Source organism: Pseudomonas sp. GW821-FHT02H06, assembly GCF_059421525.1.
The window spans coordinates 361,912-378,583 of the sequence record NZ_JBWKVD010000004.1 but is presented as its reverse complement, the minus strand read 5'-3'; the positions used below and the strand labels follow the sequence as shown (position 1 = coordinate 378,583).

Sequence of the window (16,672 nt, the reverse complement as noted above, 5' to 3'; positions counted from 1 at the left end):
GGGCCGGGAAGAACATCCCTTGTACTTCCCGGCCTGCATTGTTGCGCGTTGGCGGATGAAATCAGGCCATGACTTTCAAGTGTTTTGCCAGCGACAGCGCGTCAACGCTGAACTGAGTGACCGCGTCCTGATCACCACCGTTTACGGTGTTGTAAGTCGCGAGGAAGGCCCGTTTGGCCGCGACACATTTCTCGAACTCGGTGATGTACTGCGCCCGATGTTCATCGAAGTTATGGCACGCCGTGATCAGCTCTTTTTTTAATGTGACCAGGCGCAACTCATTGGTCTTCGCGTAAGTGCTGCTGATCAGGTCATCAATCTGTTTGCGCAGGGTGTTGCGGGCTTCAACCATCCCCAGGTAGTTGATCAGGCTTTCGGCCCGTTCCAGGACCTGTTGCGCCAAGCCGATGGCGGCCTCTACGGCAATCAACTGGGGGGGTGTCATGCCCATTTTGACCAGCTCCTGAGCGGTCAGCGCTGTGTCTTTGGCCAGCTCGGTGAAGCCCTTGGCTTCGATCAGTGCCATGGCGTCAGTCAGCGCTTTGCGCTTTGCTTCCAGCGTGTCCTGGCGTTCTTTGATCTTCAGCACTTCTGCCGGCAGGCGCGCCTGGTCGGCTTCAAGCTGCTTGATGTACGTCCCAGTGGCAGCTCGATCAATCGGCGTTGCCATGGCCGTGATCAGATTGTGGAGCATCAGCTCTTTATTGCCCACGGTGTTCATGATGGTCTGAATTCGAATGACGATGTCTTCAATGATTTCTTCTTTGTCGGACTCAGGGGCGCCCTGCAACTCACTTTGAAGTTCTCTGAGGGCGCCCACTTGAATCCCTAAAACAGTACCCAGTGATTGAACGGTGTCCCGAAGTCTGAAGTCAGACTCACGTATCGCTTTGTCCAATTCAGAGACTCGGTTGTGCAATGACGGCAGATACTGTGTCTGAATGAACAGAACTTTCATTTGAATGGTTGCATCGTTGGCATTGGCTTTCGCCTGTTTGAACGCTTGAACGTTCAGCTCCGGGTAGTCGAGGCTGCCTGGAAATTGAGAAATGTTATTCATGTTTAAACTCCGTAATCTTCTCTGAATTCGCGGTCCGCTTCTGCAAACACGTGTTGTAATTTTTGGGCGTCCACTTCAATGGTTTCCCACGGTTTAACCACGAGATTGAATTGGTTGCGGAACCTGCGCATGGACAGGCCGTCGTGGATACCATCTACTTCAGCGGCGGAAGCAGCGATGAACGTGCTTAACGAGTTCCAGACACTGATCAGGTTTTGGGTGGCGATGTCGGCATCGATCACAATCAGATCGAGGTTCTGGAAGTCCATCCGTATACGACCCAGCGACGCCAGGATCCGGTTTTTCTTCGCCATCAGCGCGATATCTTTTTCTTGCTCTTCGGTGAGCTTGTTGCGTTCCTTGCGGATTTTTTCGGCCTGGACGCTGGAGTAAATCATCATGACCAGGTTGCCCATGACGGCACCGATGGCCTGCTTGACCATCTCTTTGTATTCTTTGTTCTTCTCTTCAATGGCCAGCGCGCGGTTATCGATTTTCACCTGAAGCGGTTGGATCTCGCTGCTCATGGTGTTGTTGTCGATGCTCGCCAATTTGAGCTTGATGGCAGGGCCAACCTGTTGGGCCAGTTGTCGGCCGAATGAGTCCAGGCGCTGTTTTATTGCAAGCGCCTCCGCCTCTTGCTCTCTTACTTTCTTAAGTATTTCATCCAGATAAAAACCCAGATCAAGACGATCCATAGCCTCAATGCCGGGAAATTTTTTGCCCAGCTTAAGTTCGACTTTTCGCAGATCTTCAAGTGTCTTGATATTGTATTTTTCGATCAGGCCCAATACCGCCATATCATCGAATACTTCCCTCATGCTCGCGCCATAGACTTGCATGGAGCCGGCGAATACCACGAGTTTGGTATTGACGGTCAGCAGGTCGGTGCGCAGCGGATTCCAAAGCCTGGCGTGGCCATTGACGAGCTTGAAGGTGCGCTGGAAGTCAACGGGCTCCAGCCCGAGACCGGCGCCGTTTTCATAGCCCAGATAAGCGATGACGTTGTCCAGTTCGGTCGGAAGGGCCAGGCCGGCGATTTCATATTTCTTGAGGTGCTTAAGCTGCTCTTTGGTCAGTATAAGCCCGGTGTCCCGGGTATCGCTCCCGTTTGTTGCGACCGATGAACCGAAAAGGCTTGCAGGATCACTCGCTGCGTCGGTGACGAGGTTTTCCGTAAGTTGAGACATATCATTAATCCTTTAATGATGCGTATTAAATGTTCTGAAGCCAATTAACGCTTCAGATGCAGAATGGTTAAGTTGTCTGCACGAGAAGGAGAGTAAGTCGTGTTTTTGAGGCGGTCAAAGTGCGAAGGCAGTCTGAGTTTGTAGGATGATTCCTTCCCGCCCATGCGCAATGTTGGCATGTCCCCGGAAATGGGGGCGTAACACACGATTGAGGGCTGCTCGTGAAACTGTGGTTGGCAAATGAACTTACAATTGGCGGTTATATAACTTTCAGTAGTTCACGATATTCCGCCGCGTCTGCTTCATTTCCCAACTCCGCCGCCCGCTTATGGTAATCGAGAGCCAGCGCTCGAACCTGAGGATGGGGTGCTTGCAACAGCGTCTTGCGACTGACCCGCAGGAAGTTGAGATTGCCATTCTGCACGGCAGTTTTCAGCCAGCCTACGGCTTCCTCCACGCGTCCGTGATCTGCCAGCACTGCGGCATGACTGAACTGCCCACGGAAATCACCTGCCTGCGCCGACCGTTGATACCACTCATGGGCTGCATCGAGATCCTGCTCGCAGCACAGACCCTCTTCCAGATAACGCCCCAGCAGATTCATCGACTTCGCGTGGCCCAGCTCTGCCGCCTTGCGATAGCAGGCCAGCGCGCGGGCCTGATCTTTGTTCACCCCGCGCCCGGTGGCGAGCAGGTTGCCGTAGTTATAAAAGCCCCAGTCCAGACCGGCCTCGGCGGCGAGACGATAATGCTCGGCAGCCTTTGCCGCGTCCGGCTCGCAGCCCCACCCATGCTCGTGGCAGCGGCCAGCCATGTTCTGCGCCATCGCGTGGCCACGCCGGGCCGCAATCTGGAACCAGACCAACGCCAGCGCCGGGTCGCGTTCTATGCCGGTGCCGTCGAGCAGTATCTGCCCGAGCAGCGCTTGGGCGTCGACGATGTTGGCCTGCGCCGCAACCAGAATCGCCCGTGCGGCACTGGCTGAACTGTCTTCAAGCATGGCGCCCAGTTGGTCGCCGTCGAGCACCTCTTCACGTCGCAGATTCCAGGTCATGACTCAGACCTCGACCCACTGCCGCAGCAGGTTGTGATAGGTGCCGGTGAGTTGCAGCAGTGAAGGATGATCGGGCACGTCGCGGCTCAATTGCTGAATGGCTGCGTCCATTTCGAAGAGCAGCGTGCGGTGGCCATCGTCCCGCACCAGGCTCTGGGTCCAGAAGAACGAGGCGTACCGCGCGCCCCGCGTCACAGCATTGACTTGGTGCAGACTGCTGGCCGGATAAAGCAGCAGGTCACCCGCCGGCAGCTTGACCTGACGGGTGCCGAAGGTGTCCTGAATCACTAGCTCGCCGCCGTCGTAATCCTCGGGATCGCTGAAGAACAGCGTCGATGACAAATCCGTGCGCACACGCTCGGTGCTGCCCTTGGCCTGACGCACGGCGTTGTCGATGTGGAAATCGAAACTGCCGCCGCCGGTGTAGCAATTCACCAATGGCGGGAAGACCTTGTGGGGCAGGGCGGCGGACATGAACAGCGGGTTCTGCCACAGGCGCTCAAGCATCGCCGCGCCAATCTCCACGGCAAGTGGATGGCCCTCCGGCAACTGCAGGTTGTGCTTGGCTTTCGCCGACTGGTGCCCGGCGGTGATCTTGCCGTCCGCCCATTGGGTTTCCTCCAGCGCCTGTCGGATGCGACGCACCTCCTCGGGTGAAAACAGACCGGGGATATGTAGGAGCATGAATCGCGACCTGCGAGAAGAATGAAGCGGCGGATGATAGTGATTCTTATTGGTCGTGTAAAACGCCTCCCGCGCGTGTGAATGGGCAGATGTGAAAATTGAGTAATGGGAAAGTGTAAAGAATGTAAGTTTTCTGCGAATGCGAAGCAGTCTCAACTATATTCCGCCGCCTTATTGTTTCCTTGGGGAAGGAAAATGTCGCGCCAAGCACAACCGGTTACCGCCCATTCGCAGCGTTCCATTGTCAGCGCCGTGGGCGTCGCCCTTGCGGCGATGTCAGCCGCCCATATGGCGCAGGCTGTGGAACCTGCATCGGATGCTCTGAATCTCGGGGCTACCAATATTGACGGCGAGCGCGCCGACACGGCTTACAAGACCGAAGAATCGGCCTCGAAAAAGTACACCGCACCCCTGCGCGAGACGCCAAAGAGCGTCACGGTGATCCCGCAGCAAGTCATCCGCGATACCGCAGCAACGAGCCTGGCTGACGCATTACGCACCACCCCCGGCATTACCTTTGGTGCGGGCGAGGGCGGCAACCCGAATGCGGATCGCCCGATCATTCGCGGCTTCAACGCAGAGAGCGACGTATTCGTCGACGGCATGCGCGACGTAGCGGCGCAGAGCCGGGAGATTTTCAACGTCGAATCAGTCGAGGTCAGCAAAGGCCCGGGCTCGGCGTTCACGGGTGCAGGCTCCACGGGTGGCAGCCTGAACCTCGTCACCAAGGGCGCTCATCTGGGCGATGCCTTCAACGGCGGCTACACCTTCGGTTCGGACCAGACCCAGCGCTACACCCTCGACGTCAACAAGCAGATGACCGACACCTCGGCCTTCCGCCTGAACCTGATGAAGCATGATTCCAACGTCGCCGGCCGCAATGATGTCGACAACAGCCGTTGGGGCGTTGCGCCTTCGTTCGCGTTCGGTCTGGGCACCGACACGCGGGTCAAGGTCGACTATTACCACCTGTCCACCGACGACATGCCCGACTACGGCATCCCGCTGACCAACACCACCGGCCGCAGCAAGTACGTGGTCGACAAGCCGGCCCACGTCAACGAAAACAACTTCTACGGCCTGACCGACCGCGATTACCGCAAGAGCGTCAACGACAGCGGCACGATCCGCCTCGAACACGACCTCAACGACAACCTGACGATCTCCAACAGCTTCCGCATGTCGCGCTCGACGCTGGACTACATCGTCACTAACCCGGACGACAGCCGCGGCAACGTCGCCAGGGGCCTGGTCTCGCGCTCGGCGAAGAGCCGCAATTCCACCTCCAGCGGCTTCGTCAACCAGACCGACCTGCAAGCGAAATTCGACACCGGTTTCATTCAGCACAGCCTGGTGACCGGCCTCGAGTTTTCGTATCAGGACACCCACAACCGCGGCTACAACGTGCTCAGTGCCAGCGGCGGGACCATCGGCTCGACGTGTAACGCAGCGCTCTTGGCGTCCGGCGACTGCACCAGCCTGTCCAACCCGTCGCCGAAAGACGACTGGAACGGCACCATCACCGACAGCCAGGCGTACACCGATACCGACACCAAAACCAGTGCCGCGTATGTGTTCGACACGCTGAAATTCAACGAGCAGTGGTCGTTGAACCTCGGCCTGCGTTACGACGATTACGACGTGCGTTCCAGCGGTTACAGCACCGGTGGCCGGGGCTCGGTGGCGGGCAGTTTCAAGCGTGAAAACACCAGCCAGCTGTGGAATTACCAGGTCGGCGTGACCTACAAGCCGCTGCCGAACGGCAGCATCTACGCGGCATGGTCGACGTCCAGCAACCCGTCGGGTGAGACCAGCGGCAATGGCGGTCTGGAGATCGCGGCGAACAACGCCAACCTCGATCCGGAAAAGAACCGCAACTACGAGCTGGGAACCAAGTGGGATTTCTTCGACGATAACCTGTCGCTGACCGCCGCGCTGTTCCGCACCGAGAAGACCAACGCGCGGGTCACTGACCCTGACAACGCGACGTTCCAGGTGCTGGACGGCGAGCAGCGTGTCGATGGTCTGGAGCTGACCTATAGCGGCAACATCACCGGCAAATGGAAAGTCTACGGCGGCTACACCTACATGGAGAGTGAGATCGTCAGTGCGACCAGCAAGGCGGATGAGGGTAATCACATGCCGAGCACGCCGCGCAACAGCTTCAATTTCTGGTCGACCTACGAACTGATGCCGAAGCTGACCGTGGGCGGCGGCGCGACGTTCGTCGATTCCCGTTTCGGCAACGAAGCCAACTCGGTGGAAGTGCCTTCCTACTGGCGCTACGACGCCATGGCCACGTACGCGCTGACCAAGAACGTCGACCTGCAACTGAACGTGCAGAACCTGACCGACAAGCGTTACTACGATCAGGTCTTCACCACCCACTACGCCCACATGGCAGCCGGGCGTACCGCGTTGATGAGTGCCAGCTTCCACTTCTGATCCGGTCACTCCCACAAGTCCGGCGAACGATCCGAAATATCGAGTCAGTCCACTGCCTCGTGGGAGCGAGCTTGCTCGCGAAGACCTGAGTTCAGTCGCTGAAGATTTCAGCGACTATGCCGGCCTCTTCGCGAGCAAGCTCACTCCTGCAGGATTCATGTTGGCCGGGTGAGCGCGGGGCGGCAGGGCAAGCTCGGTCCCACAGGTTTTGCATTAAGAATCAGCCACAGATGAGAATGTATGCCGTTTGTGCGCATAATGCGCGCCGTAGCGGGTGAGTGAGGTGTCGAGGGTGTTGAAGAAAGTCCTGTTTCAAGTGCACTGGTTCTTCGGAATCACGGCCGGTCTGGTGCTTGCCCTTATGGGCATCACCGGCGCGCTGTATTCCTTCGAGGACGAAATACTCGACGTGCTCAACCCCGATGTATTGTTCGTGCAGCCCCAGGGTCGTCAACTGTCACTGGCGGAAATGGTCAGCAAGGTCGAAGCCCAAGGCAACGACACGGCGGCGATGTTCCGCATTGACGTCGACGGCGACAAGGTCGCCCAGGTCTGGTTCAAGCCTCCACCGGGCCAGCGTCGCGGCGAGATGCACAACTTCAACCCCTACACCGGCGCGTTCACCGAGGACGCCGTAGGCCAGGATTTCTTCGGCTTCATCCTCAACCTGCACCGATTCCTCGCCGCGGGGGAGTACGGCAAGCAAGTCACCGCGGCGTGCACGCTGATCCTCGTGTTCTTCTGCCTCTCCGGACTGTATCTACGCTGGCCGCGCAAGCCGCTGAACTGGCGCGTCTGGCTCACCATGGACTGGGCGAAGAAGGGACGCAGTTTCAATTGGGACCTGCATTCGGTGTTCGGCACCTGGTGCCTGATCATCTATTTGCTGCTGGCGATCACCGGGCTGATGTGGTCTTACGACTGGTTCAGCAACGGCATGACCAAGCTGATTGGCGATCCTCCCGTGGCGGGCGAACAGCGCCGTGGCGGAGGGCCGCGTCCTGGCCCAGCAGTGAAAGAGGCGCCTAAAAATGTCACGGCTTCGGCCCCGGATTACGACGCCATCTGGCAGACCATCCAGAGCGCTGCCGGACCGGACCTCAAGACCTACAACCTGCGCATGCCCCAGGCACCGGGCCAGATGGCGACGGTGTTTTACCTCCTTAAAACAGCGCCGCACCCCCGTGCCTTGAACCAGATCAGCCTCGACCCGGCCGATGGCTCCCTCAAGGCGGTGTCGCGTTACACAGAGAAAAGCCTCGGCGCGCAGCTGTTAATCAGCAACTACGCCCTGCACACCGGCAGCTACTTCGGCCTGATCGGGCGCATCGTCGTGACCGTGGCCGCGTTGTTGATGCCGCTGTTTTTCATCACCGGCTGGCTGCTCTACCTCGACCGCCGACGCAAGAAGCGCGAGATCCGCAATGCGCGCGGTGAAGTGTCGACGACGACGGGCGAGCAGGGCGCGGCGTGGCTGATCGGCTTTGCCAGCCAGAGCGGGTTCGCCGAGCAACTCGCCTGGCAGACGGCCGGCCAGCTGCAAACCGCCGGGGTGCCGGTGAAGGTGCAGCGGCTGGGCGACATCACCGAGCAGGACCTGCACCAGAGCCGCAACGCACTGTTCGTGGTCAGCACCTTCGGCGACGGCGAGGCACCGGACAGCGCCCGTGGCTTCGAGCGCAAGGTGCTGGGCCGGCCGCTGGCGCTGGACAATCTCAACTACGCGGTGCTTGGGCTGGGCGATCGCCAGTATCAACAGTTCTGCGGTTTCGCTCAGCGGCTGCACGGCTGGCTGGCCGAACGCGGCGGACGCACGCTGTTCGCGCCGGTGGAAGTGGACAGCGGCGACGGTGCAGCGCTGCAACACTGGCAACAGCAGTTGGGCGAGCTGACAGGCTCGACGCCGACGACCGTCTGGCAAGCGCCGGAGTATCAGAACTGGACGCTGGTGGCTCGGGAATGGCTGAACCCCGGAAGCGTGGGTTCGAAAGTGTTCTTGCTGGGACTGACGTGTGAGTCGGCGGCTGATTGGGAGGCCGGCGATCTGGTTGAGATATTGCCGCGTAACCCGGCATCTGCGGTCGAGCAGTTCCTGTCCGGGTTGAGCATTGCTGCTGACACCCAGGTCACCGTCGACGGCTTGAGCGAGACCCTCGGCCAGGCCTTGTGCTCGCGACAGCTGCCGATCAACCGCAGTCATCTGGTGGGCTTGCACGCCCAGGCGCTGGTCGATGCGCTGGTGCCATTGGCCATGCGCGAGTATTCGATCGCCTCGATTCCCGAGGACGGTGTGTTGCAGCTGATCGTGCGTCAGGAGCTGCACCCCGATGGCAGCCTTGGGCTGTGTTCGGGCTGGTTGACCGAGCATGTCGCCGTGGGCGGCGCCGTCAGCGTGCGGATGCGCCGCAACAGTGGTTTCCATCTGCCTGCCGAGCCTGCGCCGATGATTCTGATTGGTAACGGCACCGGACTGGCGGGCCTGCGCAGCTTGCTCAAGGCGCGCGTCGTTTCGGGTGAGCAACGCAACTGGCTGCTGTTTGGCGAGCGAAACAGGGCCCACGATTTCCATTGCGCGAACGAACTTAACGGCTGGCTGGCGAGTGGCGATCTGGCGCGTCTGGACCTGGCGTTTTCCCAGGATCAGGCTGAAAAAATCTATGTGCAGGACCGCTTGCGGGAAGCGGCTGATGAGCTGCGACACTGGCTGGCCGAGGGCGCTGTGATTTACATCTGCGGCAGTTTGGAAGGCATGGCGGCTGGCGTGGATGAAACGTTGAACGCTCTGCTGGGTGAGGACGCGGTGCGGGAGTTGATCGAGCAGGGGCGGTATCGGCGGGATGTTTACTAACTCGACTGATGATGGATTTGTGGGAGCGAGCTTGCTCGCGAAGAGGCCTCAACATCCGCTAAGTCTTCAGCGGTTGAAATGCCGTATTCGTGAGCAAGCTCACTCCCACAGGGACTGTGTTTGCTGCGCGAGTTCCGTTTATCCGTGATGAGGTGGACGCCACGAATGGCAACGGCGGCGATGATGTAAACGTCATAATCAAAGCCACAAAAAAAGGCCGTTGCGCTCACACGCAACGGCCTTTTTCTTACTCAACCATCACGCCACAAACTGTTCCGCGTAATGGCAGGCAACCTGACGGTTGTCGACCCAACGCAGCTCCGGCACTTCGACGGCGCAACGCTCGGTCGCGTACGGGCAGCGCTTGTGGAACGCGCAGCCTGACGGCGGGTTCAGCGGGTTGGGCAGCTCGCCGACGATTTTGATCTTCGGCTTCGACGGGTCCGGGTGGATCGTCGGCGTCGCAGACAGCAGCGCCTGGGTGTACGGGTGCAGTGGACGGTTATAGATCTCGTCCTTGGGACCCATCTCGGCCGGGCGACCGAGGTACATCACCAACACCGTGTCGGCGACGTGACGCACCACCGCCAGGTTGTGGGAGATGAACACGTAACCGGTGTTGAACTCTTGCTGCAGATCCATGAACAGGTTCAGCACCTGGGCCTGAATCGACACGTCGAGCGCGGAAGTCGGTTCGTCCGCCACCAGCACTTTAGGCTGCAGCATCATCGCCCGCGCCAGCGCGATACGTTGACGCTGACCGCCGGAGAACATGTGCGGGTAGCGCTGATAGTGCTCGGGACGCAGACCGACCTGAGCCATCATTGCCTGCACTTTCTCGCGGCGTTCGGCGGCGGAAAGACTGGTATTGATCAGCAGCGGCTCGCCCAGTTGATCACCAACTTTCTGCCGCGGATTGAGCGATGCATACGGGCTCTGGAACACCATCTGCACGTCTTTGCGCAGCTGTTTGCGTTGTGCCTTGGTCGCGCCGGTGACTTCCTGGCCGGCGATTTTCAACGAACCCGAAGAGGGCTCTTCGATCAGCGTCAGCGCGCGGGCCAGTGTCGACTTGCCGCAGCCGGACTCGCCGACCACCGCCAGGGTCTTGCCGGCTTCGAGTTCGAACGACACGCCGTTGAGCGCGCGCACGGTTGCATGGGGCTTGAACAGCCCACGGGACACATCGTAGTGACGAGTAAGGTCACGAGCGGTCAGTACGATTTCGCTCATCACGCCACCTCCTGATTCAGCGGAAAGAAGCAACGCGCCAGGCTATGGGCTTTCGGGTCGAGGCCCGGGCGTTGCTGGCGGCATTTGTCCTGGACGTAAGGGCAGCGCGGCGAGAGCAGGCAGCCACTTGGACGGTCGTAGCGACCCGGAACGATACCCGGCAATGTCGACAGGCGCGCGGCGCCCATGCTGTGCTCGGGAATCGCCGCCAGCAGTGCTTCGCTGTACGGGTGCGCAGGGACGTCGAACAGCCCCGGCACCTGACCCACTTCCACGGCTTGACCGGCATACATCACGCAAACCCGCTGAGCGGTTTCAGCCACCACGGCGAGGTCGTGCGTAATGAGCACCAGCGCCATGTCCTGCTCTTTTTGCAGGGCCAGCAGCAGGTCCATGATCTGCGCCTGAATGGTCACGTCCAGCGCGGTGGTCGGTTCGTCGGCGATCAGCAGCTTCGGCTCGCCGGCGATGGCCATGGCGATCGCAACACGCTGGCTCATGCCGCCCGACAGTTGGTGCGGGTAGGCGTCCAGACGCTGTGCGGCGCCCGGGATTTCCACCTTCTGCAACAGCTCCAGTGCGCGCTGATGGGCGGCACGCCCCGACAGACCCAAATGCTGCTTGAGCACTTCCTTGATCTGGAAGCCCACGGTGTAGCTCGGGTTCAGCGCGGTCATCGGGTCCTGGAAGACCATCGACATGTCTTTGCCGACGATCTTGCGACGCTGGCGCGCATTGAGCGTGAGCATGTCCTTGCCGTCGAAGACCAGGGCGTCGGCGGTGACGATGCCGGGGTGCTCGATCAGGCCCATGAGCGCCATCATGGTCACGGATTTACCCGAACCCGATTCGCCAACGATGGCCAGTACTTCGCCCTTGTCGACGGCCAGATCCAGGCCGTCGACCACCGGGGTGGCCGTGGCGTCGCCAAAGCGCACGTTGAGGTTCTTGATGTTTAAAAGAGACATTCGGACGTCCTCAGGCGGCGTTCTTGAGTTTCGGGTCCAGCGCATCGCGCAGACCGTCGCCCATCAGGTTGATTGCCAGCACGCTGAGCAAAATGGTCAGACCCGGGAGGCTGACCACCCACCAGGCGCGTTCGATGTAGTCGCGGGCCGAAGCGAGCATGGTGCCCCACTCAGGCGTCGGCGGTTGTACACCCAGACCCAGGAAGCCCAGCGCCGCAGCGTCGAGGATCGCCGAGGAGAAACTCAAAGTGGCCTGAACGATCAGCGGCGCCATGCAGTTGGGCAGCACGGTGATGAACATCAGGCGCGGCAGCGTTGCGCCGGCCAGACGCGCGGCGGTCACGTAGTCACGGTTCAGCTCGCCCATGACGGCTGCACGGGTCAGACGTACGTAGGACGGCAGCGAAACGATGGCAATGGCAATGACGGTGTTGATCAGGCCAGGGCCGAGGATCGCGACGATGGCCACAGCCAGCAGCAGCGATGGCAGCGCCAGCATGATGTCCATCAGACGCATGATGGTCGGGCCGAGGATTTTCGGGAAGAAACCGGCCAGCAGACCCATGAGAATCCCCGGAATCAGCGACATCACCACCGACGACAGACCGATCAGCAGCGACAGGCGCGAACCCTGGATCAGACGCGACAGCAGGTCGCGGCCCAGTTCATCGGTCCCCAGCAGAAACTGCCATTGGCCGCCTTCCAGCCAGACCGGCGGGGTCAGCAGGAAGTCGCGGTATTGCTCGCTCGGATCATGGGGGGCAACCCACGGCGCGAACAGGGCGCAGAACACGATCACCAGCATGAACAACAGACCGGCGACGGCGCCTTTGTTCTTGGAAAAGTGCTGCCAGAACTCTTTGTAAACGGACGGGTAGAGCAGGCTTTGATCGACTGCTGCTACGGGAGTAGGTGTGCTCATAAAAAGGGATCTCAGCGCTGATGACGAATGCGTGGGTTGGCAAAGCCGTAGAGGATGTCCACCACGAAGTTGACCAGAATCACCAGGCAGGCGATTAGCAGGATGCCGTTTTGCACGACAGGGTAGTCACGGGCGCCGATGGCTTCGATCAGCCACTTGCCGATGCCCGGCCAGGAGAAGATCGTTTCAGTCAGCACCGCACCGGCCAGCAGCGTGCCCACTTGCAGACCGAACACGGTCAGCACCGGGATCAGCGCGTTGCGCAGACCGTGAACGAACACCACGCGAGCCGGCGACAGACCCTTGGCGCGCGCAGTGCGCACGTAGTCTTCACGCAGGACTTCGAGCATCGAGGAGCGTGTCATCCGGGCGATGACCGCCAGCGGAATGGTACCCAGCACGATGGCCGGCAGAATCAAGTGACGCAGAGCGTCCATGAACGAACCTTCTTCGTCGCTGAGCAGGGTGTCGATCAGCATGAAACCGGTTCTGGGGGGAATGTCGTACAGAAGGTCGATACGGCCCGATACCGGGGTCCAGCCCAGGGATACCGAGAAGAACATGATGAGGATCAGGCCCCACCAGAAGATCGGCATCGAGTACCCCGCCAGGGAGATACCCATGACCCCATGGTCGAACAGGGACCCTCGCTTCAGTGCCGCAATGACACCGGCCAGCAGACCGAGAATGCCTGCGAAGATCAGCGCCGCAATCGACAGTTCCAGTGTTGCCGGGAACAGCGAAGTGAATTCGGACCACACGCTCGTGCGCGTACGCAGCGATTCGCCCAGGTCGCCATGGGCGAGCTTGCCGACGTAATCGATGTATTGCGCATAAAGGGGTTTGTTCAGGCCAAGACGTTCCATGGCTTGGGCGTGCATTTCCGGATCGACCCGGCGTTCACCCATCATGACTTCGACAGGGTCGCCAGGAATCAGGCGAATCAGGGCGAAGGTCAGCAAGGTGATGCCGAAGAAGGTGGGTATGAGCAACCCCACTCGGCGAGCGATAAAACTAAACATCTTCTCGTGTACCTCATCAGGTACCGGCGGGTCTCTGGGTAATAGAGCCCGCCGGATTCTTCTTCTACTTCACTTGGGTGGTAGCGAAGTTATTAGTGGTGAGAGGGCTGATGTGGTAACCCTCCACGTTATTGCGCATTGCAGTGAACATTTTGGTATGGGCCATGCTGATCCATGGCAGATCCTGGTTGAAGATCGCCTGAGCCTGCTCGTAGAGCGAGGCGCGTTCGGCCGGGTCGGTTTTTTCCCGTGCCTGATCGATCAACGTCTGGAACTTCTGATTACACCACCGCGCGTAGTTTTCGCCGTTTTTGGCGGCCTCGCAACTGAGGTTCGGGGTCAGGAAGTTATCAGGGTCGCCATTGTCACCTGCCCAGCCGGCCGACACCATGTCGTGTTCGCCGTTTTTGGCACGTTTGAGCATTTCGCCCCATTCCATGACGCGTATATCTAACTTAATGCCGACTTTGGCCAGGTCGGCCTGCATCATTTGTGCGCCGAGCATTGGGTTCGGGTTGGTCGGACCGCCGCCGTTGCGCGTGAACAGGGTCAGCACGGTGCCTTCAGGAACACCCGCTTCCTTGAGCAGGGCGCGGGCCTTGTCCAGATCGTGGGCAGGGTTTTTCAGGTCCTTGTTGTAGCCCAGCAGCGTGTCCGGGTACGGGTTCACGGCGACGGTGGCGTTGCCCTTGCCGAACAGCGCGTTGACATAGGCTTCTTTATCGAACGCGATCTCGATCGCTTTACGGACGCGCACGTCGCTCATGTATTTGTGCGTGGTGTTCATGGCGATGTACGCGGTGGTCATCGCGTTCAGCTCATCAACCTTGAGGTTGGTGTCTTTCTTGATGCTCGGGATGTCGTCCGGCTTAGGATACAGGGCGATCTGGCACTCATTGGCCTTGAGCTTCTGCAGGCGCACGTTGTTGTCGGTGGCGATGGCGAAGATCAGGGTGTCAGCTGGCGGCTTGCCCCGGAAATAATCCGCGTTGGCCTTGAAGCGAACCTGAGCATCTTTTGCGTAGCGCTGGAAGACGAACGGACCGGTGCCGATGGGCTGGCTGTTGAGGTTATCGGTCTTGTTGGCCTTGAGCAGCTGATCGGCGTATTCAGCCGAGTAAATCGAAGCAAAGGCCATGGCGACGTCCGCCAGGAACGGCGCTTCGCGGCGGGTCAGGGTGAACTTGACGGTGCTGTCGTCCACTTTCTCGACGTTCTTCAGCAGCTCTTTGAAACCCATGCTCTCGAAGTACGGGTAGCCAACCTGCGACTGTTTGTGCCACGGGTGGTTGGGGTCCAGTTGACGCTGGAAGCTCCAGACCACGTCATCGGCGTTCATCTCGCGGGTCGGTTTGAAGTAGTCGGTGGTGTGAAACTTGACGCCCTTGCGCAGGTGAAACGTGTAGGTCAGGCCGTCATCGCTGATCTCCCACGTGTCGGCCAATGCCGGGACGATTTCCGTGGTGCCTGGCTTGAAATCCACCAGACGGTTGTAAATGGTTTCCGCCGACGCATCGGCGGTCACGGCCGTGGTGTAGAGCGCCGTGTCGAAACCTTCCGGGCTGGCTTCGGTGCAGACCACCAGAGGCTTGGCCGATACGCCGACCGCGACGCTGAATACCGCCAGTGCGATCGCGCTGCGCAATGTTGCGAGTTTGAATGTCGATTTCAAGTAACGCACTCCGCAAGTGATGAAGCCATAAGTGAGTCGGTATCGGGCCACGAAGTTCGGTAAACCGCACCTTGAGGCCCGATCGATCGTGCTGATTACATAATGTTGAATGGAATCGTGGTCACCAGGCGGAACTCGTTGATGTTGCCGTCAGCCTGGTTGGCGCTCGCGCGGTGAGTGGTGTAGGTCGCACGCATGGTCGAGGCCTTGAGTGGGCCGGACTGCAGGGTGTACGACGAGCCAACACCGTATTCGTAGTGAGTCTCGCCGTCCATGCCGCGGACATCGTAAGCGGTGCCTTTGTAATGGGTACCGTCGATGTCGAAACCGCGCGCCTGATAGATGTTGAACTTCAGGCCTGGCACGCCGTAGTCGGCCATGTTCAGCAGGTAGCTCAGCTGAACCGACTTCTCGTTCGGGCCGTTGAAGTCCGAGAGCAGGGAGTTGGCCAGGAAGATGGCGTTGGTGTCGTGGACGTAGTCGAAGTAGGTGTCGCCTTCGACTTCCTGGTACGCAACGCTGAAGCTGTGCGCCTTGTGAGTGGCGGTCAACGACAGGCTGTACGTGTCGTTGTCGATCTCGCCCATCTTCTTCTGACCGGAATCCTTGGTCTTGTAGTAGTTCAGGTTGGTGCTCAGTCCCAGTACATCAGGGTCACCCAGTTCGTGGGTGAAAGCGAAGTAGTACTGATGCCAGAAGTCTTCGACGTTGGAGGCGTAGAAGCTGGTGGTCAGGCTCTTGAACGGCTTGTAATCCACGCCCGCCATGTCAACGCGATCGGCGGTGGCGGTGTTGTTGGTGTACTCGGAACGGAACTTGGTCAGGCTCTGCTCGGTACGTGGCGACACGCGGTCGAAGCTGCCGGCCTGGATTGAGATGTTGTTGAACTCTTCGCTCAGAATGCTCACACCTTCGAAGCTCGAAGGCAGCGCACGGTTGCCGATGTAAGCCAGCACCGGGGTGTTCATCGACTGACGGCCGGCGGTCAGGGTCGTGTTGGAAACGCGCGCCTTGATGTTGCCCAGGCCCAACTTGCTCCACTGTCCAACAGGGTCGCCGTTGTTCTCGGTCAGCGTACGGTTGGCGCCGCCCATCAGGTCGTCCTTGTCACGGTCCAGCGCAACGGCGTTGTAGACCGCCATTTGCGTGGCGAAGCCGACAGTGCCCTGGGTGAAGCCCGAGCTGTAGTCAACGATGGTGCCCTGAACCCAGTTGATCCGGCGCGGGTCGCTGTCGACGACGACGCCGTTCTCGCTGCGGCGGAACTCGCCGCCACGACGCAACAGTTCGTTGGCGTACCAGTTCTTGGTCGAACCGGTCAGTTTCGAGTCTTCCAGGAATCCCTTGGCTTCGCCCTGGAGGTTGCTGGTGGCCAGTGTGGTCGGAACGAATTCCTGACTGGTCGGCTCTGCCTGAGCCGCGACGCTGAGGGCGAGGACGGATAAGGCGAATACAGCGGTGCTGGCTTTTTTCACGTTTTGAAGCTCCCGATTGCTGCTTTTTTAGAGGCGGGCTTTTTATGGTGTAGCCCGCTCGGTGGTGCGGCCTCATGGCCATTTTTCTGCCTATCCGGC

12 protein-coding genes are annotated in these 16,672 nt (G+C 59.7%); 2 read left to right on the top strand and 10 right to left on the bottom strand.

The annotated features are described in order from the left end of the window. Nucleotides 1–61: 61 nt before the first annotated feature. The 4 genes from AC07VF_RS10020 to AC07VF_RS10005 all read right to left on the bottom strand — a co-directional run bounded on the left by AC07VF_RS10020 (nt 62) and on the right by AC07VF_RS10005 (nt 3,988). Nucleotides 62–1,060 (bottom strand): alpha-xenorhabdolysin family binary toxin subunit B, encoded by a 999-nt coding sequence (locus tag AC07VF_RS10020; RefSeq protein WP_495007929.1) that lies wholly within the window; start codon nt 1,058–1,060, stop codon nt 62–64. A 2-nt stretch (nt 1,061–1,062) separates the two neighbouring features. Then, complete coding sequence (locus AC07VF_RS10015; protein ID WP_495007928.1) at nt 1,063–2,250, bottom strand: alpha-xenorhabdolysin family binary toxin subunit A; 1,188 nt, start codon at nt 2,248–2,250, stop codon at nt 1,063–1,065. Nucleotides 2,251–2,509: 259 nt separating this feature from the next. Continuing rightward, complete coding sequence (locus AC07VF_RS10010) at nt 2,510–3,304, bottom strand: tetratricopeptide repeat protein (RefSeq protein WP_495007927.1); 795 nt, start codon at nt 3,302–3,304, stop codon at nt 2,510–2,512. Between the two features lie 3 nt (nt 3,305–3,307). Further along, nucleotides 3,308–3,988, bottom strand: a complete 681-nt coding sequence (locus AC07VF_RS10005) for a Fe2+-dependent dioxygenase (protein WP_495007926.1) — start codon at nt 3,986–3,988, stop codon at nt 3,308–3,310. A 195-nt stretch (nt 3,989–4,183) separates the two neighbouring features. On the opposite strand from AC07VF_RS10005, the gene AC07VF_RS10000 reads away from it, so the two are divergent. Both AC07VF_RS10000 and AC07VF_RS09995 read left to right on the top strand, forming a co-directional pair. Further along, complete coding sequence (locus AC07VF_RS10000; protein WP_346629974.1) at nt 4,184–6,433, top strand: TonB-dependent receptor; 2,250 nt, start codon at nt 4,184–4,186, stop codon at nt 6,431–6,433. Nucleotides 6,434–6,728: 295 nt separating this feature from the next. Next, on the top strand, nt 6,729–9,281 hold the full coding sequence (locus AC07VF_RS09995; protein ID WP_495007960.1) for a PepSY domain-containing protein: 2,553 nt from the start codon (nt 6,729–6,731) through the stop codon (nt 9,279–9,281). Nucleotides 9,282–9,539: 258 nt separating this feature from the next. Here AC07VF_RS09995 and AC07VF_RS09990 read toward each other — a convergent pair whose 3' ends face one another. From AC07VF_RS09990 to AC07VF_RS09965, 6 genes are all read right to left on the bottom strand, one after another. Then, on the bottom strand, nt 9,540–10,514 hold the full coding sequence (locus AC07VF_RS09990; protein WP_108120822.1) for a peptide ABC transporter ATP-binding protein: 975 nt from the start codon (nt 10,512–10,514) through the stop codon (nt 9,540–9,542). Beyond that, complete coding sequence (locus tag AC07VF_RS09985; protein ID WP_065990186.1) at nt 10,514–11,482, bottom strand: ABC transporter ATP-binding protein; 969 nt, start codon at nt 11,480–11,482, stop codon at nt 10,514–10,516. Before AC07VF_RS09985 ends, AC07VF_RS09990 begins: the two co-directional genes overlap by 1 nt. A gap of 10 nt (nt 11,483–11,492) precedes the next feature. Beyond that, the gene (locus AC07VF_RS09980) at nt 11,493–12,404 is read right to left on the bottom strand and encodes an ABC transporter permease subunit (protein ID WP_427685928.1); all 912 of its coding nucleotides are present in this window, start codon (nt 12,402–12,404) and stop codon (nt 11,493–11,495) included. A gap of 11 nt (nt 12,405–12,415) precedes the next feature. After that, on the bottom strand, nt 12,416–13,426 hold the full coding sequence (locus AC07VF_RS09975; protein WP_037012635.1) for an ABC transporter permease subunit: 1,011 nt from the start codon (nt 13,424–13,426) through the stop codon (nt 12,416–12,418). A gap of 64 nt (nt 13,427–13,490) precedes the next feature. Continuing rightward, on the bottom strand, nt 13,491–15,098 hold the full coding sequence (locus AC07VF_RS09970; protein ID WP_495007925.1) for an ABC transporter substrate-binding protein: 1,608 nt from the start codon (nt 15,096–15,098) through the stop codon (nt 13,491–13,493). Between the two features lie 95 nt (nt 15,099–15,193). Further along, nucleotides 15,194–16,573 (bottom strand): OprD family outer membrane porin, encoded by a 1,380-nt coding sequence (locus tag AC07VF_RS09965; protein WP_192170677.1) that lies wholly within the window; start codon nt 16,571–16,573, stop codon nt 15,194–15,196. Nucleotides 16,574–16,672 lie beyond the last annotated feature (99 nt).